Origin of the sequence: Clostridium paraputrificum, from assembly GCF_900447045.1 — a bacterium.
GTDB lineage: Bacteria > Bacillota > Clostridia > Clostridiales > Clostridiaceae > Clostridium > Clostridium paraputrificum.
Window position 1 is genome coordinate 114,412 of record NZ_UAWH01000015.1, and the last position, 25,087, is coordinate 139,498.

General features: G+C 28.8%; 21 protein-coding genes. 17 read left to right on the top strand and 4 right to left on the bottom strand.

Annotated features, from left to right (window positions below; translation table 11 throughout):
• Window positions 1-116 precede the first annotated feature (116 nt).
• The 3 genes from DR024_RS12060 (at window position 117) to DR024_RS12070 (ending at window position 4,384) form a co-directional block, all read left to right on the top strand.
• The gene (locus DR024_RS12060; RefSeq protein ID WP_027098374.1) at window positions 117-1,967 is read left to right on the top strand and encodes a beta-glucoside-specific PTS transporter subunit IIABC; all 1,851 of its coding nucleotides are present in this window, start codon (window positions 117-119) and stop codon (window positions 1,965-1,967) included.
• Window positions 1,968-1,982: 15 nt separating this feature from the next.
• Window positions 1,983-3,410, top strand: coding sequence for a 6-phospho-beta-glucosidase (locus DR024_RS12065; RefSeq protein WP_027098375.1), 1,428 nt, complete (start codon window positions 1,983-1,985; stop codon window positions 3,408-3,410).
• Window positions 3,411-3,616: 206 nt separating this feature from the next.
• Window positions 3,617-4,384, top strand: a complete 768-nt coding sequence (locus tag DR024_RS12070) for a 4Fe-4S binding protein (protein WP_027098376.1) — start codon at window positions 3,617-3,619, stop codon at window positions 4,382-4,384.
• 16 nt (window positions 4,385-4,400) lie between these two features.
• Here DR024_RS12070 and DR024_RS12075 read toward each other — a convergent pair whose 3' ends face one another.
• The gene (locus DR024_RS12075) at window positions 4,401-5,120 is read right to left on the bottom strand and encodes a helix-turn-helix domain-containing protein (protein WP_027098377.1); all 720 of its coding nucleotides are present in this window, start codon (window positions 5,118-5,120) and stop codon (window positions 4,401-4,403) included.
• A gap of 170 nt (window positions 5,121-5,290) precedes the next feature.
• Between DR024_RS12075 and DR024_RS12080 the strand changes: the two genes are divergently transcribed.
• The 8 genes from DR024_RS12080 to DR024_RS12115 all read left to right on the top strand — a co-directional run bounded on the left by DR024_RS12080 (window position 5,291) and on the right by DR024_RS12115 (window position 13,863).
• Window positions 5,291-6,775, top strand: coding sequence for an NEAT domain-containing protein (locus tag DR024_RS12080; protein WP_111918890.1), 1,485 nt, complete (start codon window positions 5,291-5,293; stop codon window positions 6,773-6,775).
• Window positions 6,776-6,830: 55 nt separating this feature from the next.
• Window positions 6,831-7,394 (top strand): class D sortase, encoded by a 564-nt coding sequence (locus tag DR024_RS12085; RefSeq protein ID WP_111918892.1) that lies wholly within the window; start codon window positions 6,831-6,833, stop codon window positions 7,392-7,394.
• A gap of 122 nt (window positions 7,395-7,516) precedes the next feature.
• Complete coding sequence (gene isdE, locus DR024_RS12090) at window positions 7,517-8,305, top strand: heme ABC transporter substrate-binding protein IsdE (protein ID WP_242983106.1); 789 nt, start codon at window positions 7,517-7,519, stop codon at window positions 8,303-8,305.
• A 10-nt stretch (window positions 8,306-8,315) separates the two neighbouring features.
• Complete coding sequence (locus DR024_RS12095; protein WP_242829713.1) at window positions 8,316-9,290, top strand: FecCD family ABC transporter permease; 975 nt, start codon at window positions 8,316-8,318, stop codon at window positions 9,288-9,290.
• Window positions 9,290-10,069, top strand: coding sequence for an ABC transporter ATP-binding protein (locus DR024_RS12100; protein ID WP_027098382.1), 780 nt, complete (start codon window positions 9,290-9,292; stop codon window positions 10,067-10,069). The genes DR024_RS12095 and DR024_RS12100 overlap by 1 nt, the downstream gene beginning before the upstream one ends.
• A gap of 730 nt (window positions 10,070-10,799) precedes the next feature.
• Window positions 10,800-11,534 (top strand): DUF4261 domain-containing protein, encoded by a 735-nt coding sequence (locus DR024_RS12105; RefSeq protein ID WP_027098383.1) that lies wholly within the window; start codon window positions 10,800-10,802, stop codon window positions 11,532-11,534.
• 168 nt (window positions 11,535-11,702) lie between these two features.
• Window positions 11,703-11,900 carry a hypothetical protein gene (locus DR024_RS18240; protein ID WP_027098384.1) on the top strand — a complete coding sequence of 66 codons (198 nt, stop codon included), beginning with the start codon at window positions 11,703-11,705 and terminating at the stop codon, window positions 11,898-11,900.
• Window positions 11,901-12,252: 352 nt separating this feature from the next.
• Window positions 12,253-13,863, top strand: a complete 1,611-nt coding sequence (locus DR024_RS12115) for a family 20 glycosylhydrolase (protein ID WP_065254838.1) — start codon at window positions 12,253-12,255, stop codon at window positions 13,861-13,863.
• A gap of 64 nt (window positions 13,864-13,927) precedes the next feature.
• On the opposite strand, the gene DR024_RS12120 is transcribed toward DR024_RS12115, so the two are convergent.
• On the bottom strand, window positions 13,928-15,094 hold the full coding sequence (locus tag DR024_RS12120; protein WP_027098386.1) for a dicarboxylate/amino acid:cation symporter: 1,167 nt from the start codon (window positions 15,092-15,094) through the stop codon (window positions 13,928-13,930).
• 249 nt (window positions 15,095-15,343) lie between these two features.
• Here DR024_RS12120 and DR024_RS12125 point away from each other — a divergent pair, with 249 nt between their 5' ends.
• Window positions 15,344-17,143 (top strand): heme NO-binding domain-containing protein, encoded by a 1,800-nt coding sequence (locus DR024_RS12125; protein WP_027098387.1) that lies wholly within the window; start codon window positions 15,344-15,346, stop codon window positions 17,141-17,143.
• Between the two features lie 45 nt (window positions 17,144-17,188).
• Here the strand turns inward: DR024_RS12125 and DR024_RS12130 are convergent, their stop codons facing one another.
• Complete coding sequence (locus tag DR024_RS12130) at window positions 17,189-17,728, bottom strand: 50S ribosomal protein L25 (RefSeq protein WP_027098388.1); 540 nt, start codon at window positions 17,726-17,728, stop codon at window positions 17,189-17,191.
• Window positions 17,729-18,214: 486 nt separating this feature from the next.
• On the opposite strand from DR024_RS12130, the gene DR024_RS12135 reads away from it, so the two are divergent.
• A complete protein-coding gene (locus DR024_RS12135; RefSeq protein ID WP_027098389.1) occupies window positions 18,215-18,568 on the top strand; it encodes a hypothetical protein in 354 nt (117 codons plus the stop codon).
• A gap of 176 nt (window positions 18,569-18,744) precedes the next feature.
• Complete coding sequence (locus tag DR024_RS12140) at window positions 18,745-20,007, top strand: chloride channel protein (protein WP_055184438.1); 1,263 nt, start codon at window positions 18,745-18,747, stop codon at window positions 20,005-20,007.
• Between the two features lie 221 nt (window positions 20,008-20,228).
• Here DR024_RS12140 and DR024_RS12145 read toward each other — a convergent pair whose 3' ends face one another.
• The gene (locus DR024_RS12145) at window positions 20,229-20,861 is read right to left on the bottom strand and encodes a GNAT family N-acetyltransferase (protein ID WP_027098391.1); all 633 of its coding nucleotides are present in this window, start codon (window positions 20,859-20,861) and stop codon (window positions 20,229-20,231) included.
• 99 nt (window positions 20,862-20,960) lie between these two features.
• Between DR024_RS12145 and DR024_RS12150 the strand changes: the two genes are divergently transcribed.
• From DR024_RS12150 to DR024_RS12160, 3 genes are all read left to right on the top strand, one after another.
• Entirely contained in the window at window positions 20,961-21,779 is an 819-nt protein-coding gene (locus DR024_RS12150) for a MerR family DNA-binding transcriptional regulator (RefSeq protein WP_055254977.1), read from the top strand.
• 82 nt (window positions 21,780-21,861) lie between these two features.
• Window positions 21,862-24,393: a bifunctional lysylphosphatidylglycerol flippase/synthetase MprF gene (gene mprF / locus DR024_RS12155; protein WP_051195968.1), complete on the top strand. Its 2,532-nt coding sequence runs from the start codon at window positions 21,862-21,864 to the stop codon at window positions 24,391-24,393.
• Window positions 24,394-24,512: 119 nt separating this feature from the next.
• Entirely contained in the window at window positions 24,513-24,980 is a 468-nt protein-coding gene (locus tag DR024_RS12160) for a hypothetical protein (RefSeq protein ID WP_051195969.1), read from the top strand.
• The last annotated feature ends 107 nt before the right edge of the window (window positions 24,981-25,087 follow it).

Genomic DNA, 25,087 nt, shown 5'->3' on the forward strand with positions numbered 1-25,087 from the left:
AAATCTATATTTAAGGAAGTGATAGGTTATTGGCAGAGGGTCAATAAAAAATCTATAGGGTTGTTACTGGTAAGGCAGGCAAGACCTTCAATTATAAAATATTGGAGGAAAATAAAATGAATTTTGAAAGAATAGCAAAAGAAGTATTAGAAAATGTAGGTGGAGCTAATAATGTAGCTCATGTTACTCACTGTGTAACAAGACTAAGATTTAATCTTAAAGATGATTCCAAAGCGGATATTGATAAGATTAAGAAGATTAAAGGTGTAATGGGACAAGTCAATAAAGGAGGACAGTTCCAAGTTATTATTGGAAATGATGTATCTGATGTTTATAAGGAACTTCTTAAATTAGGTAATTTTAAAAGTTCAAACAATCAGGAAGAGGAAAAGGGAGCAAAAAAAGGCATAATAACAAGCGTTTTTGACACTATAGCAGGTATATTTACACCAATAATTCCTGCAATAGCTGGTTGTGGTATGCTTAAGGCTTTTCTTGGATTATTTGTTGCTTTAGGATTGATTTCAACTGAAACTCAAACATATTATATCTTTAGTTTTATTAGTGATGCAGCATTTTTCTTTATGCCACTTTTATTAGCATATACAGCTGGGATAAAGTTTAAAACATCTCCATTTTTAGCTATGGTAATTGGTGGAGTTTTATTACATCCAAGTTTTTCTGCATTAGTAAGTGCAGGGGAACCTGTAAGTTTTTTAGGATTACCTGTTAGATTGGTTAATTATAGTTCTTCAGTAATTCCAATAATTCTTATAGTTTGGTTAATGTCTTATGTTGAAAAACTTGCAAATAAGTTTATTCCAAAAGTATTAAGATTAGTATTTGTTCCACTTATAGTAATTACTGTTACAGCACCAATAGGATTAATTGTAATAGGACCATTAGGAACTGTTATAGGTGATGTTTTAGCAAGTGGAATAATGTTTATAGATAGTAAAGCTACATGGACATTACCATTAATTATGGGAGGATTAACTCCACTGATTGTTATGACAGGTATGCATTATAGTCTTTACCCAGCATTATTTACTCAATTAGCAACTTTAGGATACCAAACATTAATGCCGGGTATGTTAATATCTAATGTCTGTCAAGGTGCAGCAGCTTTATGCGTTAGTATAAAAAGTAAGAATTCAGAATTAAAGCAACTAGCATCATCAACAGGTATTACAGCTTTACTTGGAATAACTGAACCTGCCATGTATGGTGTAAATTTAAAACTTAAAAAACCATTATATGCAGTACTTTGTGGAGGAGCTTTAGGAGGACTTTATGCAGGACTTACAGCAGTTAAAGGATACACTCCAAGTGGAAGTGGTCTTCCAGGTATTGCGGCATATATAGGGCCTGAAATGTCAAATGTAGTTAACATATTAATTGCTTGTGGCATAGGTTTTGTAGCAACATTTATTATTACATGGTTTATAGGTTTTGAAGATGAAGTTAATGAAGATGAAGCTGTAGAAGAAATAAGTGATGTAAAGGCATTAAAGAATAAAATTTCTATAAAGAGCCCAGTAAAGGGGGAAGCAGTACCTTTATCACAAGTAGATGATCCAACTTTTGCAGAAGAAATAATGGGAAAAGGTATAGCTATAATTCCAACTGAAGATGAAATATTTTCACCTATAAATGGTACTGTCTCATTGGTATTTAACACAAAGCATGCAATTGGACTAAAGACAGAAGATGGAGCTGAAGTATTAATTCATATTGGGTTAGATACTGTAAAATTAAATGGAGAACATTTTACTACTTTTGTAAAGAGTGGGGATAAGGTAAAGGTTGGAGACAAATTAGTTGAATTTGATAGAGAAGCAATTAAGAATAAGGGATATGACATAATTACTCCTATAATAATTACAAATTCATCAGATTATTTAGACATTATACCTAAGGATGTAACAAGCGTTAATCAAGGTGATGAAGTATTAGCAATACTTTAGTAAGGAGGAGTAAGTATGATTAAGAATATTAATAAGTTTCCAGAAGATTTTTTATGGGGGGGAGCAGTTGCAGCCAATCAATGTGAAGGTGCTTGGAATGTAGATGGAAAAGGAATAAGTACAGCAGATGTAGCAACAGCTGGTGCACTTAATGTTAAGAGAGAATATACTGATGGAATAATTGGAGGAAAATATTATCCATCACATGAAGCAATTGACTTTTATAATAGATATAAGGATGATATAAAGTTATTTGGAGAAATGGGATTTAAGTGCTTTAGAACATCTATAGCTTGGACTAGAATTTTTCCAAATGGTGATGAAAATTATCCAAATGAAGCAGGCTTAAAGTATTACGATGAATTATTTGATGAATGTTTAAAATATGGAATTAAGCCAGTAGTAACAATTTCTCACTATGAAATGCCTTATTCATTAGTAGAAAAGTATGGTGCATGGAGAGATAGAAGGTTAGTTGATTTTTATTTAAACTACTGTAATGTTATTTTTAATAGATATAAGGATAAGGTTACACATTGGATGACTTTTAATGAAATAAATGTTATAACATTACACCCATTTATTCCAGCTGGTATAAAAATAAAACCAGAAGAGAATAAAGAAGAAGTAATATATCAAGCAGCTCATCATCAGCTTATTGCAAGTGCTAAAGCAGTAAAATTAGCTCATGAAATTAATCCTGATTTTAAAGTAGGATGTATGATGGTTTATCCACTTGCTTATGCTGAAACATGCAATCCAGTGGATGTCCTTACAACAAATGAATTTATGAATAGACATTATTTCTTTAGTGATGTTCATGTTAGAGGTCATTATCCAAACTATATGAAAAAATACTTCGAGAGAAATAACTTAAATATTAAGTTTGAAGATAGTGATGAAGAAATATTAAAATCAGGTACAGTTGATTTTATAGGTTTTAGTTACTATATGACACTTGTTGTTAGTGGAAATAATGATGGTAAGACTTTAACAGGTGGAAATATGACAAAAGGAATAAAAAATCCGTATCTTAAAGCTTCAGATTGGGGCTGGCAAGTAGATCCAGTTGGATTTAGAATTGCCTTAAATAATCTTTATAATAGATATGAAATTCCTTTATTCTGTGTAGAAAATGGACTTGGAGCAGTTGATGAAGTTGAAGAGGATGGTTCTATTAATGATGATTATAGGATTGAATACTTAAGACAACATATTTCTGAAATGAAGAAGGCTATTACAATTGATGGTGTAGAAATGATTGGCTATACTCCATGGGGATGTATAGACTTAATTAGTGCTGGTACAGGAGAAATGAAAAAACGTTACGGATTTATCTATGTAGATAAAGATAACGATGGTAACGGGACTCTTGAAAGAAGAAAAAAGAAATCTTTCTATTGGTATAAAGACGTTATTAAATCAAACGGAGAGATATTATAATTATTATCTAGTAGATGCTGAATTTTCAGCATCTATTTTTTAAAATTAAAATAAGCATTTATATGGGGGAGAAATTATAAAGTTTATATTAAAACTAATAAATGTTGAAGTAGAGAAATAAGAGTCATATAATAAAAATTATGGTATTTAAGATTAGTAGTTAGATTTTTAATAAGTAATTAATAAGTTGGGGGAGAGTATAAAATATGAAACTTAATCTTATTTATTTTAGTCCTACTGGAGGAACAAAAAAGGTTTTAGATATTATTAGTGAAGAATGGAATTGTGATAAGAGAGAAATTGATTTATCTTTAGCAGAAAATGATTTTTCTAAGTATAGTTTTAAAAGAGATGATATTTGTATTGTTGGAGTTCCTTCCTTTGGTGGACGTGCTCCTCAGGTAGCTTTATCTAGAATTAAAAAAATGTCTGGTGGGAGTGTAAATACTATAATGGTAGCTGTTTATGGGAATCGAGCATATGAAGATACTTTATTAGAGCTTGAAGATACATTAGAGCAATGTAATTTTCATTGTATTGCAGCTATTGCTGCTAATGCAGAGCACTCAATTATGCATGAGTTTGGAAAAGGTAGGCCAGATATTGAAGATGAAAAAGATTTAAAGGGATTTGTAAAAAAGATTAAAGCAGTCCTTAATGAAAATTGTGAAGAAAAAGTTGTACAAGTTCCCGGTAATAATCCGTATAAAGAATTTAAGGTTGTTCCATTTATCCCGATGGTTAGTAATGAATGTAATAAATGTGGCCTATGTATTAAAAAATGTCCTACTAATGCCATATGTAAAGATAATCCACTATTTTTAGATGAATCAAAGTGTATTTCATGTATGCGTTGTATATCTATTTGCCCTAAGAATGCACGAATGCTAGATAAAGAAAAGTTATATTTATTGATACGAAAGTTAGAGAAGGTATGCAGTTCTAGAAAGAGTAATGAGCTTTTTATTATTTAATAGAGAAAAGAGGCATTTATGCCTCTTTTTTTCTATAATCAATTGGAGATATTCCTGTAATTTTTTTGAATGTTGTACTATAGTAACTTTGATTTTTAAATCCAGTAGCAAGAGCAATATCTAAAAGTGAATATTGCGTGTGTTTAAGCATCTCTTTAGATTTTTCAACTCTAAATGTATTTAAAAAGTTAGTAAAGGTAAGTCCAGTTTCTTTCTTAAAGACATTACAAAAATAACTTTTATTTATATTAAATTTAGAGCATAAACTTTCCATGTCTATTTCTTCATCGTAGTTATCATGAATATGCTTTATTGCGTTTAGAACAAATGGTGAATAGGCGTATTCACAGTGCATACTCATAAATTTATCTTTAGCTATTAATGTTAATAAATCTCTAAGATAATTTATGCAACATTCATTCTTTATATAAATAATGCCATCTTTATTTAAATCTTTATTAGTTGTAACAGGACCAAATATAAAAATAAGTGGTATTTGACATCTGGTAAATAGAGTAATTGCTGAATAAATCAAGTTATTCCCACTTTTTATATTAATGGGGTTATGATTTTTAGTTTCTTTTATTTTATGAATAATTCCTTCCTTTGAAAAAGTATTTAAATTCTCTTTTGTATAGTTGTAGTTAAATATAAGCTCAAAGTTTTTATTAAGTACAAGTATTGGAATGGAGGTACAGTAATAAAAGTCTTTAGCTATATCTTCAAATAAAAACATATAACATTTCTCCTGATCTATAAAACTTAATATATTAAAAAAAATAGAAAATATAGTGAAAAGTTCTTAGTTATATCTATGTTAATATAAATGTAGTTGAAATTGATTCTCATTTATTATTGATTAAAAAATAAGTTTTGTCAATATACAGAGATATAGGAGGAGAAATAATGGTAAGAAATAAAGTTAAAAAGTTTTTAGCTGCCGCTTTAATAGTAGCAGCAACCATGAGTATAGGAGGGAATCTTGTACAAGCTTCAGTAATATCGGGGGAAGGAAGCTTTATAGAACTTGCATCTCAAAGATTAAAAGATGGTGAATATGAAGTAAATAATGTTACAAATTATTTAGAAGAAGGTAATACTACCGGTCAATCAATGGCTAGAAAGGCTGTAAAAGAGAAGAGTAAAGTTATAGTAAAAGATGGTGTTATATCAGTAACAACATATTTTAGTGAAGATCTTTTCCCTATGATGAATAACTTTAAGGTTAGTATAAATGGTACTGACTTAAATGGAAAAGTTGATAAAGAAGATATGTCAATAACTTATGAAATACCTTCATTAGATTCAAAGGTTTTAATGGAGATGTTTATTGTTGTAATGGGAAGACAGGTAAGTTTTAACTTAAGCAATAACTTAGATAGCTTAAAATTAATAAAAGGATATGAAACAGCTGAAAAGGTTGAAAACGGAAATTATACAATAAAAAATGATGTTAAGTATACAGGAACAGGGAATTCAGAGACAGGGAATGCATCAGCAAGAAAAACTTTAAAAGATGTAAGTGATATAACAGTAAAGGATGGAAAGTATAATTTAACTTTAAACTTTAATGAAAGTTCCTTTGGTTTTATAGGTGATATTAATATTCAGGTAGATGGAAGTGAGGTTAATCCAGTTATTGATAGAGAAAATGCCAAAGTATCTTTTGAAATCAACTCATTAGATAGCAAGATAGATGTAAGTGTATTTGTAACAATGATGAATAGATATACAGATTTTGAAACGATACTTTTACAAGATACATTAGATAAAAGTGATAGTGATTCATCAAAGGATGAAGGAAATGATGATGTAACAGGTCCATCAACTGGAGGTTCTACAGGTGGTACAACAGGAGGAAATTCTGGGAATACTACAGGAGGTGCAACTACAGATACTAAGGTAGAAGATGAAGTTGTAATTATAGAGGGTAAGCTTTATACAATTAAAAATAAGGTGACTCATTCTAACCCAACTGGACAAGCTATGGCTAGACAATATTTAAATGAATCATCTTCATTAGAAGAGATAGATGGAAAATATTATTTAACGCTAACTTTTACAGGTATGGACTATATGAGTAATCATAAATTTATTATAAATGGAAAAGAGGTGTCTGCAAAGGCAAGTAAAATAGATGATAAGACTACAAAATATAGATTCCAAATTCCATCGTTAGATGTAACCATAAAGGTAAGCACATATGTTGCACCAATGGGAAGAAATGTAGACTTTGATGTAACTTTATTGAAAGATACTAAGGCATTTGTAAAAGAATTTACTGTAGAAAAGCTACCTCAAACAGGTGGAGCTTTAAGTAATGATGTTTTATTAGGTATGGGTACAGCAATGTTAGGGGCAGCAGGATTATTAAAGAGAAAGAAAAAATAGTTTTTTAGGGAGGGGATTTATCTCCCTTTCCCCTTTTAATAAAGGAGTAAGAATTATGAAGAAGTATATTTCTAATATTCTTATAGTTTTAGGAATTTTATTTATCTTAGTAGCGCTAGGAAGTAAATATATAAACTTAAATGAAATTGAGAAATCAGAAGAGAGTTTAGTTAACAAATTAGAAGAAGTAGAAAATAAAGAAAATGTTTATGAGGATATAAAAGTAGGGGATGAAATAGGAAAAATTACTGTTCCATCTTTAAATATTGAAGGAATTATAGTTGAAGGAACTGGTGATGAAGAAATAAAGTATAATATAGGTCATTTTCAGGGAACTTCAATGCCAGGAGAGGAAGGAAACTTTGCCATTGCTGGTCATAGTAGTACTATTTATAACAATGTTTTTAATAATATACACAAAATTAATATTGGAGATAAAATGATAGTAACTGCTTTAAATGGTGAATTTAAATATAAAGTAAGTGAAAGTTTTGTTGTAAAACCAGAGGATACAACAGTTTTAAATAGCTTTGTGGGAAGAAAAGAAATTACCATAGTAACATGTACTAATGGAGGAAAAGATAGATTAATCATAAAAGGTAACTTAGTGGAGGGATAAAAATGAAGTTAAAGAAGTTAGTCTTATTAACAGTAGTAGGAGTATTAGGAGTATCTTTAGTGTCTTGTGGATCAAAAACGGATGGAAATACAGGCGCATCAAAAGAGAATAAATAAACTTCAGTGGTAGAAGAGCAAACAGAGGTAGTAGTAGGAACTTCAGTAGCAGTTGTACAGATATTAGATAAGCTTGGAGTAAAGGTAGCAGGTGTACCTACATCATCATATGATTTACCTGAATCTACGAAGGATGCTACTAAAGTAGGTAATCCTATGAGCCCTGATATGGAAATAATAAAGTCTTTAAGCCCAGATTTAGTAATATCTACAGATACTTTAGGAGATGATTATGAAGAGTTATTTAAATCAAATAATATACCAAGTATTTTTGTTAATTTAGATAGCGTAGATGGTCTTAGAGAAACAATTAAAACATTAGCGGAGAAGTTTAATAAGATTGAAAATGGTGAAAAGATATTAGCTGAATTAGATGAAAAGGAAAAATCTCTTAAGGAAGTTGCAAGTGAAAAGGGGGAAAGTAATGTAATGGTAGCCTTTGCAGCCCCTGGTGGAGTAAGTATGTTAGCTACAGGAGAAAGTTATGTTGGCAACCTAGTAGAAATGGTTGGAGCTAAAAATATTATTTCAGATACAACAGGACCTTTTGTTACGTACAATAAGGAAACTTTATCTCAAATGAGTCCAGATATAGTTTTAGTTATGACTCATGCACTTCCAGAACAAACACAAAAAGAATTTGCAGAAATGATTAAGACAGACACAGCTTGGAGAAACATTGGAGCAGTTAAAGAAGGTAAGGTGGTTTATCTTGATAGCTCTAAATTTGGTATGAGTGCAAACTTAAATGTTATGGAAGCTTTGGATGATCTTAGCAAAATGATATTTGAATAAAGAGGATATGATGAAAAAGAGATTATATATAATAATATCGCTAATAACTCTTTCTATACTACTATTTGCTTCTCTTGCGCAAGGAAGTATAGATATTACTGTGAAAGAGCTTTTTGATGGAATTTTTGGAAGTGATATAAGTAATAATTATGAAATAGTTAGAGATTTAAGAATGCCAAGAGTGCTTATTGCAGTACTTATTGGAGCGAATCTTTCAATAGCAGGAGTGCTTTTGCAGGCTGTAATAAGAAATCCATTAGCAGATCCATATGTAGCAGGTATTTCTTCAGGCGCATCACTAGTAACAGTAGGAGTTATGATATTTATTCCTAGCATTGGGATGATGAGACCTATTTTAGGGTTCTTAGGAGGTATAATTTCTTGTGGAATAGTTTATATATTTGCATACAAGAAGGAGCTTTCTCCAATTAGAATAGTACTTGTAGGTGCAGCTATTAATGCACTATTTGGTGGATTCACATCTATGATGACAACAAGTCTTGGAATGGGTGCATCAAATATTCAAAGATGGCTTCAAGGAAGCTTAGCTGCTGTTAAGTGGAGTGATGTAAGCATAATATTGATTTATTCAATTATAGGAGTTGTAATAGCTTTACTTTTAAGCAGGAACTGTAACATTCTTATGCTTGGGAATAAAAATGCAAAAAGTCTTGGAATAAATGGTGATGTACAAATGATTATAATTACAGGTGTTGCTGTATTTTTATCAAGTATATCAACCTCAATTGGAGGTGTAATATCCTTCGTTGGTCTTGTGGTTCCACATATCTGTAGAATGATAATAGGTTCTGACCACAAATATTTGATACCTTTTAGTGGACTTGTTGGAGCAAATCTATTACTACTTGCAGACACTTTAGGAAGAGTAATTATGAAACCTTATGAAGTTCCAGTAGGAATTATAATGGCTATAATAGGAGCTCCTTTCTTTCTATATATCTTAAGAAGGAGTGACATAAAATAATGCTTAAAGTTGAAGGAATAAAGTTTTCTTATAATAAGGATGAAGAGTTTATAAATGATTTATCGGTTGAGTTTAAAAAGGGAAAAATCACAACAATACTTGGTCCAAATGGAAGTGGAAAATCAACCTTGCTTTCATTATTATGTGGCTTAAATAAAGCTAAGTCTGGAAAGATTTTAATTGAAGGAAAGGATATAACAAAGCTTAAGTATAAGGATATTGCCAAGGTTATAGCAACTGTTCATCAGCAGAATTCTGTACCTAATGATATTACTGTAAGAGATTTAGTAGGCTATGGTAGATTACCTTTTAAAAAAAGATTTGAACATACTAATAGTGATGATGAGGAAATAATTAATTGGGCCTTAAAAGAAACTGGACTTGAAGAAATGGAAGAAAAGCTTGTAATGAGCATGTCTGGAGGAGAAAGACAAAGGGTTTTCATTGCAATGGCATTAGTTCAAAAACCTAAGATTCTTTTCCTTGATGAACCAACAACTTATTTAGATATATATCATCAAATAGAGATTTTAGAGTTAGTTGAAAGATTAAATAGAGAGCATGGAACAACAATAGTTATGGTTTTACATGATATTAACCAAGCTATTAAGTATAGTGATAATGTAGTCGTTATGAAAGATGGAGCATTAATTATGGAGGGAAGAGCTAATGATATTATTAATGAGAATTTAATTAGGAAAGTCTATGGAGTAAGTGGAACTATTGGAAAGGTTAATGGGAAGGCTTACTATGTAGCAGAGAAAACTTGCGTAGGATAAGAAGGATGAGGCTGCAATTCTATTTATAAATTTTCTTTTAGTAATGTTAATTTTTGAATTCAATTTCTATAAAATATATAGGTGAAAATAAATATTTAAATATTGTTATAAATACATATTTATATAAATATATGTTTATATAAATATATACACATTTTATTTAAAATCCCTTTCAAACATGGTAATATATAACCAAAACCTTATGGAATTAAAATTCAATAAAATAGGATTAGTAATACTATAAAAAACTGCTGAGTATATCAGCAGTTTTTTATTCTTTAGGAAATTATATCTATTATTAAATTGTGGATAACCTCAACAATTTAGCGATATATTAGTTTATTTCCTCCTAAAGAATAAAAAATAAAATTATATGTGCCGGGTCTTTTGCTCACATGCGTTTCCAAAAGCCAGAATGTGCTGAAAAAAATCGACGACTCGGCAAGCTCGTTTTGACGATTTTTTTACTGTCTAGTAAATTATAAAATTTCAATTAGCTATAAATCAAAGGTATTATTACATTTTCATATTAAAAAATATAAAATAAAGGATAGTAATTTTATAATTTCCTTACCTTTAGTACGCGTGGGGTGGATATTTGTTTTCATGTGACTTGGAGATTTCGACGAAACAAGGGAAATAAATATCCGCCACACCTTTTTTACTGTTTAATTATAGGAAAAGTATGATAGAATTTAATTGTAATAAATGGAAAGGAAAAGGGGATGAGATGAAAGATAAAAAGATAAGAACTGGTTTTGTACTTTTATCAGATGAAGGCTTTAATATAAAAGAGTTTAAGAGAAACTTATATAGAGATTGGGAAATTATGATTAAGGAAGAAGATCAAAGTGAAATTTTAATATTTGAAGTAAGTGATATTAAGGTTGTATGTGCATTAATTAATTCACCTGTTCCAAATAAAGAAGCAGAAGAAAATGCAATGAATAATTATCTTTGGAAAGAGGGGGAAGAGGAAACTGCTAAGCATAAGGCTCATATAGTTGTGTCAGTTACAAAAGGAGAAAATCCAATAGGAAATAGTATTGTATTTACTATGGTAGTTTCTTCTCTATTGAAGTTAAAAAATGCAATAGGTATATATCAATACCCAACAGTTTTACCTTCTGATTTTTATATAAGATGTGCTGAGGATTTAAAAGAAAAAGTTCTTCCTGTATTAAATTGGATATATATAGGTATTTATCCAAGTGAAAAAGGATTTTCCGCATATACATGTGGAATGGACTATTTTGATAAAGATGAGATTGAGGTTATTAACTCAAAAACTACACCTTCAGAGTTATATGGATTTATTTATGATATAGTATCCTATGTCCTTGAGTATAATGCAGTACTTAATGATGGAGAAACAATAGGATTTTCAGAAAAAGAAAAGCTACCTATAACTAAGTCAAAAGGAGTTGCTGTAGAAGGAAATAGTATAAAGATAAAATATAAGTAGAATAATGAAATTTACGAAAGGAATTTTAATCAATAGAAAAGATGATGTGTAAAGAATGTTATAGTGATAATCTTAGAATTACACCATTAATAAAGTCTAGGGAGTGCTTAGAAAATCATATTCAATATATATGCTCTACATGTGGAAGGTGTATATGTATTAATCAAGATGAAAAGAGTTTGTTATAAAATATTTAATAACGAAGAGGATTTAAAAGTTTATTTAGATAAGAATAAGGATAAAAGCTGTACTGGAAATAAGTCAATATATGCATCTAATTTATCTAATAATACTTTAGTAGGAGAAGTAAAGATATTAAGTAAAGAAGAGGTAGATAAATACTTAAAAGAGCAAAGTGCAAAGTAATATTTGAAATCTGAGGGAATGTGTCAAAGATACATTCTTTTTTCAATGTCTAGGAAAGTATAAAATTTCAATTGGCTATAACTCAAAGGTATTATTATAATTTCATATTAAAAAAATATAAAATCAAGGATAGTAATTTTATAATTTCCTTACCTTTAGTACGCGTGGGGTGGATATTTGTTTTGATGTGACTTGGAGCGTAGCGACGGAACAAACAAAATAAATATCCACTCCACCTTTTTCATTATCTTTAGTACGAAGGGAATAAATATCCCCCACCTTTTTAATGTATAGAATGTGTACTTTAATAAAAAAATAGTATAGATATTATGTAATTAAGGACGGTGAACTAATGAATAATCTATATCACAAGAGTTTAAATCGTATTTCAATAATATTATTATCTTTAGTAATTTTATCTACCTCAATATTTATAAACTTTCAAAAAAGAGAAGATGTGCAATCAACTTTTTTAGAAGAGGTAAGTAATGATATTATTCCAAAACCTTTAAGTTATGTAAAGAATAATGGAAAGTTTATTTTAAGTAAGGAATCTTCTATATATATAAAAGGAAAGAATAAAGAAGAAACAGAGGAAATACGAATAGTAGCAGAGTTTCTAAGAGAAAAGTTAATAAGTCCAACAGGATATGAATTAAAAATAGTTGAAGGGGATAATCCTCCCTCAGGAAATATTTACTTAACTACTTTAGGAGGAAATGAAGCCGAAGGAAATGAAGGATACAATTTAATAACTACAAAAGAAAAAATAGAGATTATAGCTTATAAGCCAGAGGGAATTTCTAGAGGTGTTCAAAGCTTAAGGCAGTTATTACCTCCAGATATAGAGAAAAATAGTTTGGTTAGTAATGTGGAATGGAGTGTGCCAGCTTCTAATATAAAGGATAAACCAGAATATAGTTATAGAGGATTAATGATTGATGTAGCTAGGCATTTCTTTTCAGTAGATGAAATTAAACGCCAAATAGATCATGCAGCTTTATATAAAATAAATAGGGTTCATTTACATCTTAGTGATGATCAGGGGTGGCGTTTAGAAATTAAACAGTATCCAGATTTAACTAAAATAGGTGGTAGCACAGAAGTTGGAGGAGGCAAGGGAGGATATTATACTCAAGAGCAATTTAAAGATATAGTAAAATATGCAAGAGATAGATATGTAGAGATAATTCCTGAATTTGATATGCCTGGTCATAGTAATGCAGCCTTAGCTTCTTATGGCTTTTTAAATCCAGATGGTAAGAGGAAGCCTTTGTATACAGGAACAGAGATCGGTTTTAGCTCTTTTATGACACATAGTGAAGAGACTTATAAGTTTTTAGATAATGTATTCAAAGAGGTAGCTGCCATTTCTCCTTCAAAATATTTTCACATAGGAGGAGATGAGGCCCTTAGCACTAAGAAGGAGAATTGTGATTACTTTGTTGGAAGAGTAGCTAAAATGGTTGAGGCTTTAGGAAAAACTCCAATAGGATGGGATCCAATTGATACATCACCAGAGATAAACTCTAGTGTAATATTGCAAAATTGGAAGGATTCAAATGAAGCAGCTAGAAAAAAAGGAATGAAGATGATTATTTCAATTGCTAGTAAAGCATACTTAGATATGAAATATAATAAGGATACACCATATGGCTTAGATTGGGCAGGGTACATACCGATAGAAACAGCATATAATTGGGATCCAACAGATTATGCACCAAAAGATCTGGTATTAGGGGTAGAATCACCACTATGGACAGAAAATATTTTAAATCAACAGCAAATGGATTTTATGATATATCCTAGACTATTAGGATATGGGGAAATTGGTTGGACACCAAAGAAAGATAGAAATTGGAATGAATATAAAATAAGATTAGAAAAGCAAGGAGAAAGGCTAAAGAACCTAGGCATCAACTATTATAGAGATAGTAGCATATGGCCTTCAGAGAGAAAATAATAAAATATTTCTCAGGAAATAATTGGAAATTAATGCAAGATAAAAGAGCTAGTACATTGTTATACTAGCTCTTCTTTTTGCCCACTATTTTATCTATTATTATTGCTAAAGCGCCGTCTCCGGTGATATTAGTGGCAGTACCAAAGCTATCTTGAGCTGCATGTAATGCAATCATTATAGACTTTTCTACAGAACCAAAACCTAACATCATTTCTAAAATACCAAGTGCAGCCATTACACCACCACCAGGTACTCCAGGTGCAGCTACCATTGTAATACCTAACATTAATATGAATGGAAGAAAACTACTAAAGGTAGGAGTTTGTCCATTCATATACATTACCCCCATAGATGTTAAAACTAATGCTATAGTATCACCTGCTAAATGGATTGTTGCACATAGAGGTATAACAAAATCTGCTATCTCTTCACTTACATTATTATTCTTTGTAGATTCTAATGTGACAGGAATTGTAGCAGCAGAAGATTGCGTACCAACTGCTGTAAAGTATGCAGGTATCATATTTTTAATAAGCTTTAGGGGATTTTGTTTTTTAAAGCTACCAGCAATTAAATATTGAATTAAAATATATCCAACTTGTAAGGTAAACAATATTATATAAACAATACCAAATGCTTTTAAGGTAGTAAATATCTCTCCACTAAAGCTTAGTTTTGCAAATATTGAAAATATATAAAAGGGAACAAGAGGTATTAATACATTCTTTATTACCATTTCTACTATAGAACTAAATTCTTCAAATATTTTTAATAAAGTACTATTTTTTATGCGAGATAATCCAACTCCTAGTATAAATGCAAATACTAAAGCTGACATTATGTTTATCATTGGTGGAATGTCGATAGTGAAATAAGGAGTTAAGTCTACAGTTCCTTGCTCAAGTAAAATTCCCCCATTTATGAACTTCGGCAGTAGATTAAATCCAATAATAAATGCTAAAAATCCAGCAATTAAAGTAGATGTATAAGCTAGTACGATAGTTAATAATAAAGTTTTACCAGATTTGTTCCCTAGAGAAGCAACTCCAGGAACTATAAATCCTATAATTATTAGTGGAATAATAAAGGATAAGAAGTTTCCAAATAAACTACTAAAGGTAGTCAATATTCTCATAGGAAATACTATAGAAAGTGATTTACATATAAGCCCTACGCTAACCCCTAGTATCAAAGCTATTATAATTTTACTTATTAGTGAAAATTTTTTCATATGTTTAAGCCCCTTTAATTGTGTCCTTATATAAAAAACACATGTTTTGTAATTGAGTACACTATACTATGGATAAAAAGAAAAGTCAACCCTAATATTTAAATTTTATTTCAAAGTTTATATATAAATAAAATTTTAATATAAAAAGTTATTAATATATGGTGAATAAACATGAAAAATATGAAATTTATAGTATAATTTAATGTAAATTGCCTAAATAGTGCAAAAGATAAAAAAGGAGGAATGGTAATGAAGGGAACAGTTGTTGCAACTTGGCTTAATACAACTAGAAAATTATTTGGTGAAGATGTAGTTAAGAATGCAATGTCTTACGCTGGTTGGGGTGAAAATAAGATATTCTCACCAATAGAAAATGTGGAAGATGATAAGGTCAATAAATATATAAAGTACATATCAGATAATAAGAACATAACTACAAAAGAGTTATGGAGAAAAATTGGACAAGATAATATTATATCCTTCAGCAAGGATTATCCAGCATTTTTCAAGCATGAAAGTGCATACTCATTTTTAAAGTCCATGTATGATGTACATGTAGTTATGACAAAGAAATTTATAGGGGCAAAACCTCCTATATTAACAATTACACCTATTTCTAGAAGAGAAGCTATATTTACCTATAACTCTTCCAGGGGAATGTTTGAATATTTTCTTGGAATGCTTGAGGGGGTAGGAAATTACTTTAATGAAAAAATCCAAGTTGAAGAAATATCTAAAACAAATACATCATTAGAATTAAAATTAATGTTTAGTGAGGATATTCATTACAATAAAGAGTATAAGTTTAATATACTTATGTCATTAGGTTTTATTAAAAACTTTGGAGTAAAGGCAGGATTATTTACTGGAATTACATTATTTATTATATTAATACCTTTAATGGGAGTTAGCAATATAATTAAGTCCATTATAGCTAGTATAATAGCAGGTGGATTAACATGCTTAGGAACAAATTTAATGTTATCACCCTTATCACAACTTAAAGAAGAGCTTAATAGACTAGTGGAAAATAGATATAACATAGATGAAAGCATTAAAACTAATGACTTTTTTGAGGATATTTATGAAAAAATTAAAGAACACAAAAAAATAATCCAATCAGATTTTGTAAGCTTTAAGGGATTAACAGATGAAATGAGCACATTTATTAAAAAAATAGATTTGATAAGTGTATCAATGCAACAAGCATCTGAAAGCATAGATGAAGTGGTTGGACAAGTTGCTAATAGTGCAGTTGAGCAGGCTGGACAAACTGATGAGGTAGTAATGTCTTTAGAAGAGAATATAAATGCTTTAGGTAAAATAGTTCAAGTAGAAAATAGTTATAAGAATAATTTAGAGGAAGTATTAAAGAAAATTAATAAAAGCAATTCTGGTGTAGAAAAATCAAGTGGAAACATAGGAGTAACATTAGAAAACTTTAATGATGTTAAGGTAAAAAGTGAAGATTTAGAAAAAAGAGCAAATGATATAACAAAGATAGTGTCTATTGTAGCAGGAATAGCAGAGCAAACAAATTTACTTGCACTTAATGCATCAATTGAAGCTGCAAGAGCTGGTGAACAAGGTAAAGGATTTTCTGTTGTTGCAGAATCTATAAAGAAGCTATCAGAACAATCAAAGGAATCAGTTAAAGAAATAAATACAAACTTAGTACATTTTAAAGGTAATATTGAATCATTAGTTAAACAAATAGAAAATCAATATTTCATATTGGAAAAAGAAACATTAAACCTTGAAGATGTAAAGAATTTAAGTTTTGATGCTAATAAATCTATTAATTATATTGCATCATCTATGATAAACATTATAAATGATTTAAATGAACAATCAAAATCTATTGAATCATTATCTAACAATATAAAGAATTTGGCATCAATTGCAGAAGAGAATTCAGCGTATTCAGAGGAAGGAAGTGCTAGCGTTACTCAATATACACAGGAGATTAATAATCTGACTGAAAATATATCAAACTTTGAAAAGATAGCTAATATGTTTAAAGAAGAATTGGAAAAATATAAGATATAATAAAAAGCACTGTATAAAAGTACAGTGCTTTTTTGTGTGGGAACATTAATTTGTAATAATAGCTACTAAAGCTTTAGGGTCACTTAAAACAGAAATATCTTTTGGAATGGATATGTCTTCAAGTAATATTCTATTATCAAAATTCATATTAGAAACATCAATATCAATTGACTCAGGTATTTTTTCAACATCCCCTTGTAGTTCAATAGATGTAATATGTGTTTCTAATACCAATCTTTTTGATTCTAAGTTTTCCTGTCCACTAAATTTTATAGGAATTTTCATTTTAATTCTTTCGTTAGGTTTTGTATATTGAAAATCCACATGTATTATTTCATTACGATAATTCTTTTGAAGATCTTTAACAACACAGTTAAGCTTCTTTTTGCCTAAACAAATAGGTATTATAGAACCCTTGTTATTGGTTTTTAATAACCTTTTTAAATCAGAACTATCAATTTTAATAGGAATTGGGTTTTTTAGAAATTCACCATAAATAATACCTGGAGTTAAACCTACTCTTCTTAAATTCACTTTATTTTCATTATTCTCTCGCTTACATACATTAAAAGTTAAATTAGACATAATAAACACCTCATAAATTAAATATATTAAATAGTTTATTAGGCCCTTAGAAGTTAGAGATCTTTAACTAAGATAGACACTTAACTAACTAAAATAAGGGCCTAAGAGCAAAGATCCTCATATGCATCATCCTCCTTTATGTCATTGTAGGACAGATTATAAAATAAAGCAAAGTAGGTAAAATAATACTTCCATAAAATAAGTGTAATAAAAAAGTTTAATGATAATAAAGGTGGTGATAAATTAACGTTAAGGAAAATAAAGAGATATATATTATTGAACTGGGAAATATTCCTAAATAACTGGTAAATTTCAAACTATTAGATAAATTAAAACATTTCCTCTCTGAGATGTTTCAATTTATAAGATTTAGTGTAGCCACCTTTAGTTATATCCATTGTCAAAAAATAGTCTTATAAAGAAAGATATAGAGGCACTAGAATTGCTTTTTATGAATAACATATATGAGAAAGGAGTTGATATAAATTGTCATTAGAAATATTTGATTATGAAAGAAATGATATGTCTATTTATGAACAGTGTCAGAGGTGTATATCTTACCACACAATTATCCAAATGAAAGACGGTAGTAGCTTTGATGGAATTGTAGAGGGGATAGATGGAAATATGGTTTTTGTTTTAGTTGGCGAAGATGTAATGACTGATGAGATGGCTAATGAAATGGCAAGACAACCTAGACAACCCTTTGGACCAATGAGAAATAGATATAGAAGATTTAGACGAAGGCCATTTCCTATTAACACAATAGCTGCTTTAGCCTTACTAAGATATCCCTTTATAGTACCACCGTATCCTTATTATCCATATTATCCTTACTAGTTTGTATATACTTATTTATATTAACTAAAATTCTTTTTCTGTATATTGGTGTATATTTAGGGAAAACATAAGAAGTTATAGAAGAGATTAGCGTGAAAATGCTAGGAATTTACTTCCTAGTATTTTTTTTGTTCTTTAGGAAATTATATTTATGATGAAGATAGAAGGAGAGGGTTATGGAAAAGTTAAAAACTAATGCGGAAAATCAGTATAGTTCATTAATTTTTAATGTACTAAAATGGATTGCACTAAGTATAGCAATGGCTGTGCCCATAGGTGTTATAGTTGGTTTATTTAATATCCTATTAAGCTGGGGAAATAACTTTAGAAAAGATCATGAATATATGATTTATCTACTACCCTTCGCTGGATTGATTATAACCTTTTTATATTTACATACAAGAAGAAATGCATATTCAGGTGAAAATTTACTAAAATCTGAAGTTCAGTCAGCTGCAAAAGATATTCCTTTTTTTATGTCAATTGTAGTATTTATAGGTTCATTTTTAACAACTTTATGTGGAGGTTCTGCTGGAAAAGAAGGATCAGCTGTTGCAATGGGGGGCATATTAGGAGATTTTATGGCAAGAATCTTTAATTTATCTGATGATGAGCAAAGAACCTTAGTAATTTGTGGAGTAGGTAGTGCTTTTGGTGTTATATATGATGTACCTTTTGCAGGAGCAATTTTAGGAATGGAATTAGTGTTAAAAGGAAAGTTTCATTATCAAGCCCTAATACCTGCATTTTTAACAACTGTATTTTCAAACGAAATAGCTAATATTATAGGTAATAATGAAGTAGTCTATCCTCAGTTAAACTTAGGAGAATTAAGTATTTTACTGCTTTTAAAGCTAATTTTACTTGGAATAATATGTGGTATTGCTGGGTTTATATTCAATTTAGTATTAGATAATAGCAGTAAGCTATATGACTTAGTTACTAAAAATCCATATATAAAGGCAATTTTAGGAGGGGGAATAACAATAGTATTATTCTTAATTATTGGAAATAATTATAATGGATTAGGTCAATCTTTCATAAATGATTCATTTAGTAATAGGGTAAGTATAATGGATAGTATATGGAAGATATTATTTACAGCAGTAGCTTTAGGGTCAGTTTTTCAGGGAGGAAGAGGAAATCCAACATTCTTTGTAGGAGCAACACTTGGCAGTTCTGTTTCAGGGTTAATAAATCTTCCGTTAGAATCTTCCACAGCATTAGGTATGATTGGAGTTTTTTGTAGTGCAACATCACTTCCAATTACATCAATAGCTATGGCCCTTGAATATTTTGGTGGAGGAGAAATGGTAGCTATTATGATAGTTATGACTATAAGCTACATAATATCAGGATTTTATGATATTTTAGTTAAAAATAAACTTCCTAAAGAGAAGGGAAAACTATTTGAAGGAAGTGTTCACAAGAATAAGTAAACCAAAATGTGTGGTTGATATTTATTTTGATTGTTCAGTCGAAAGCTACAATGCACAGAAAAAGAAATATCTATTCGCTTATTATTTAAGGTAATGAAATTGTAATACCATCTTTGATTTATATATAATTAAAATTTTATATTTTTCTATATATTCAAAAAGAGAATCTTTAAAATAGATTCTCTTTTTAAAATAGAATATTTAGGCTAAAAGGTGATTCTTTAAAAATTATATCCATAAAGAAAGATGTTTAAACTTTCATTTACTCTATTAAAATGCACTTTCTTTTCATTTAATCTTTTAAAATTATTTTTATCATAAAATTGATAGTTACATCTTGTATCGGTATATAGGTATAGAGATTTTACTTTCATAGATTTCATGTAGTCAAAAAGATAATTCATTAAAGATGTTCCTACACCTAAACCTCTAGATTCTTTTGATACAATGAAAAGTTGTATGCATCCTTGAAAATTATTCTTATTTCCATTAAAAATTTCTTTATAAGTCTTTTGAATTTTAGAGAATTCTTTTAAATCTTTTTTATTATCATTTTTTGTAAACATAATTTTAATTAAAGAGCTTATTAAACTTATTCTATTATGAAAGCTTTTTATTTTATTTTTATCCTTATTAGCATTTCCTAAAATGATTCCAATAACTTTACCATTTTTAATAGCTACTTTACTAAAACTACTATCTAATATACATTCTTGAAGATAAGAATTTAGTATTAAGTTTAAAAAGTCGGGATCTTTTATAAACTCACTAAATCCAAAAGCATCACCTATTAACTTTTTTATTATTTCATAATCTCCTTTGTGTAATTCTCTGTACATAACCTTATTGTTCATAATATTTCTTCCTTTCAAATCTTAAAATTAGTATATAATTATGTTAATATCTCCTCTTAGAGGAGAGTCAATAAATATTAGAAAGTTGGATGTGGTTAAATGAAAGAGTATTATTCAATAGGCGAAGTCTCAAAAATAAAAGATGTTACAATAAAGGCTTTAAGATATTATCATAAAGTGGGAATCTTGATACCTAAATATATAGATGAAGAAACAGGGTATAGATATTATTCTATAGATCAATTTGTTCATATAGATATAATTAAAGGCTGTAGAACTCTTGGAACAAGTATTTTAGAACTACAGGATATATTTAAAGATCCAAATACAGAAAAACTTTTAAAGTTTCTAGAGATAAAAAAGAAGGAAGCAGAAGAAAAAATTAAATTAATGAATGAAATAATAAGCAATATTAATATATTAAGCGAAAGCATTAAAATATCAAAAGAAATAGTAGATAATGATGAAATTGTAATAAAGCATTTTAATAAGAGATGTATAGTTTTTGCTCCATTTAAAAGTTCTAAGGAGTTAGAGGAACTTATTTATTACTCAAAATTAGATAAAATAATTAAGGAAAATAATATGGAAATAACCTTAGAGAGGGGAATAATCTATGATATTAGTTCAAGGGGAGAGATTAAGTCACAATTTGCATTTGTTGGATTGAAGGATGAGGTTGAAGAAGAACAAAACATAAGAGTATTACCTGAAGGAGATTATTTAACTTTAGTTTATAATAAAGAAAATCAACTAAAGTGTAGAGAAAATTTAATGAAGTATATAGAGAAAAATAATATAAATACAAATGAGTTAATAGAAGTTGAACTTTATCACGATTTATTTAATACAGATAACTATAGTTGTCAAATACAGATATATATAGATAAGAATCATATACATCCAAATTATTTTTAGAGGATATTAAGAAATAGTTAAGGTTCTTTTAAGATAATTTCTTTAATATATAAACCATACTTTATAAACGAAGGGGATAAATATGAAGAAGAAACTGAATAAGAAAATAGTGCAAATGATTCAAATTCCAATTATAGTAGTAATATTATTTTTTGCATTAAGGGAATTATATAATATTTTTGTTGATATAGATGTTAATCTATTCAATATGTATTCTGACAAGTTAACAGTTACTAATATAATGATAATTATAGTATTAGGGATAATATCATATTTACCATTGTCATTTTACGATTTAATAATAAAAAAGAAGGTACAAATAAACCTAAGTACAAGAGAAGTGTACAAGTATTCATGGATTGCAAGTTCAATATCTAACTTAGTTGGCTTTGGTGGAAGTTCAGCTATATTCTTAAAAAATCATTTTTATAAGAAATACGTGGATGATTCATCAAAACTTATAAAAGAAACATCTAAGGTTGTTGGATTAAACTTATCAGGATTTTCTTTAGTATGCTTAATATATTCTTTATGGAGCTTAGTAAATGGAAGAAGCTTTGATTATGTATTTTTCATATCAGCTTTAATAGGTTTATATATTCCTATTATTTTTATAGGGGCTACCTATAAGGTATTTAAAAATAGAAATAAAGAAAATTACTATATTACATTAAAAATAATGTTTACTTCAATTCTGGAATGGGCAACAACTATACTTTTAATATACGGATTGATTGTAATTTTAGGAATAAAGGTTACTTTATCACAATTCTTTCCTATATATGTTATGGCTATAATAGTAGCTATGATAAGTATGGTACCTAGTGGTGTTGGTACCTTTGATTTAACACTATTAGTAGGACTTAAAGAGTTTAACGTACCTTCAGAGCAAGTTCTATTACTTATAATCTTATATAGATTAAGCTATTACATAATTCCTGTGTTAATAGGACTAGTTTTATATTTATCAGATTTGTATATGAAGATAAATGAAGATGCACGAGAAGTTATATCAAGGTTAAATTCTAAATTAGCTCATTGTGTTTTGAAAATTATGTTATTCATTACAGGAATATCGTTGATATTTGGTAATAATATATACTTAAAACGTTATTTTCCTCATAGAAATGAAATCTTAAATATGGATATAGTAGAGTTATCTATATCTTTAAGTATAATAATAGGATTTATTCTTATAGTATTATCAACTATACTTCATACAAAAACTAAAGAAGTTTATTATTTTATGGTTTTCGTATTTGCTGTTATAACTATGGGAGGATTCTTTAGCAAATATAATATTCATGAATGTATATTTATAGGACTTGTTTGGATATTAATATTATTTAGTAGAAAAATGTTCTATAGAATAGGTTTTATTTATACATGGAAAAATGCAATTAAAGATATAGCAATTATTTTATTAACCCTATCAGTATATTTGATATCGAGTTATTCAAAAGTGGTACATTATATACATAGAAAGATACCTATTTTAAATTTAGAGGAAATAGTAAAAAGCTTTTATAAAGATAATTTAGTAAGTTCTGTTTTTATTGGAGCAACAATAGCCTTATTATTAGTTATGCTTTTAATATTGCTTAATAGATTAAACAAGTTTCCCAAAGAAGAATTAGATAAAGAAAAGGTTAAAAAGATTATTGAAAATTATGGTGGATCAAGACTTATCCACTATGTATTTTTAGGAGATAAGTATATATACATAAATAAAAATGAAGATGTACTTTTTCAGTATCAAATATCTGGAGATAAAATTATAGTTTTAGGTAACCCAGTAGGTAATAAGGAAAACTTTTTTGATGGTATACAGGAATTTTTAGAGTTTGCTGATTTATATGGATATACTCTAGTGTTTAGTGGAGTTGATGTTGAAGTAATGGGAGAACTTCACGATTTAGGTTATGAGTTTATGAAGCTTGGGCAAGATGCATGGGTTGAACTAGATAAGTTTTCATTAGTAGGTAATAAGAATAAAAGTAATAGACAAGCTATAGGAAGAATAACCAAGGCTGGCTATGAATTTTCAATTGTTAGTCCACCTTATAATGATGAGCTATTTAGTGAAATAAAAGAGGTTTCAGAAGAATGGCTTAATGGACAAAAGGAAAAAGGATTTTGTGTAGGTTTTTTAGATAGAGATTATATAGAAATGGATAAAGTTGCTATTGTAAGGAATTCTGAAGGAGAACTTAAAGGATTTGCTACAATAATGCCAATGTATGATGGTGAAACCCTATCTGTTGATCTTATGAGATTTAAGAAAATTGAGCTTAATGGAATTATGGATTATATGTTTGCAAATATTTTTGAGTATGCAAAGGAAAATGGGTTTAAATATTTTAATTTAGGACTTGCGCCATTAGCAGATGTAGGAAGAACTAAGCATGCTTTTTTTAGAGAAAAGATAGCCTATCAAATATTTGTATATGGTAATTTTGTATATTCATTTAAAGGACTTAAAAAATTTAAGGAGAAATATGCTACAAGATGGGAAGATAGATATATAGCATACAAGAAAGGAAGTTCTGTTATAATAACTGTTATTCAATTGATGCTTGTACTTACAAAAGAAAAAGATGATTTTTGTAAGTAGGGTTAAATTGTAATTATGTATAGTTTTTAGATAGTCTCATTTGGTTTTGAGAAATAGTAGTGAACCTTTATCATTAGAAAAGTATAAGATAAATATATACCAATATTTTTAGAGGTAATATGAAAAATAATTATTCGGATTTTAATAATATATTTGGAAATGAATCAGAATATAGTTCTTTTAGTGAACGTGATATTGAAGAATTAAACTTGTTAAGTTATCAGCATATAGCAGATATTATTTCAATTATAGGAGATTTACTCTCATATCTATCTACTATTGAAAGTATAAATTTAATTTATAGTAGATATACTAATGAAACTGAAAATGTTCCTAATCCAGATATACCTGCTGTTCAATCTCTTGAATTATTGGTAATTTCAAGATTTATATATACTCAACTTGGATTTATTCGTTTTGACCATTTAAAAGAAAGAAAGGCGAAAGGAGAAGTGGACTTTTCTCTTGAACCAGATATATATGTTAATATTTCAAATATACTTAGAACATCAGGCACATTATATGCTTTATTAGCTGCATATGGTATTTATGAAAGAGATTTATCCCAACCTATTATAGGTATATAAACTGTTAATTGATAAAGAAGCTGAATTTTTAGCTTCTTTATTTTTTTGTAACTTGGACTTGCGACGGAACGAGAAAAATAAATATCTGCTCCAAATTTTTTACAATT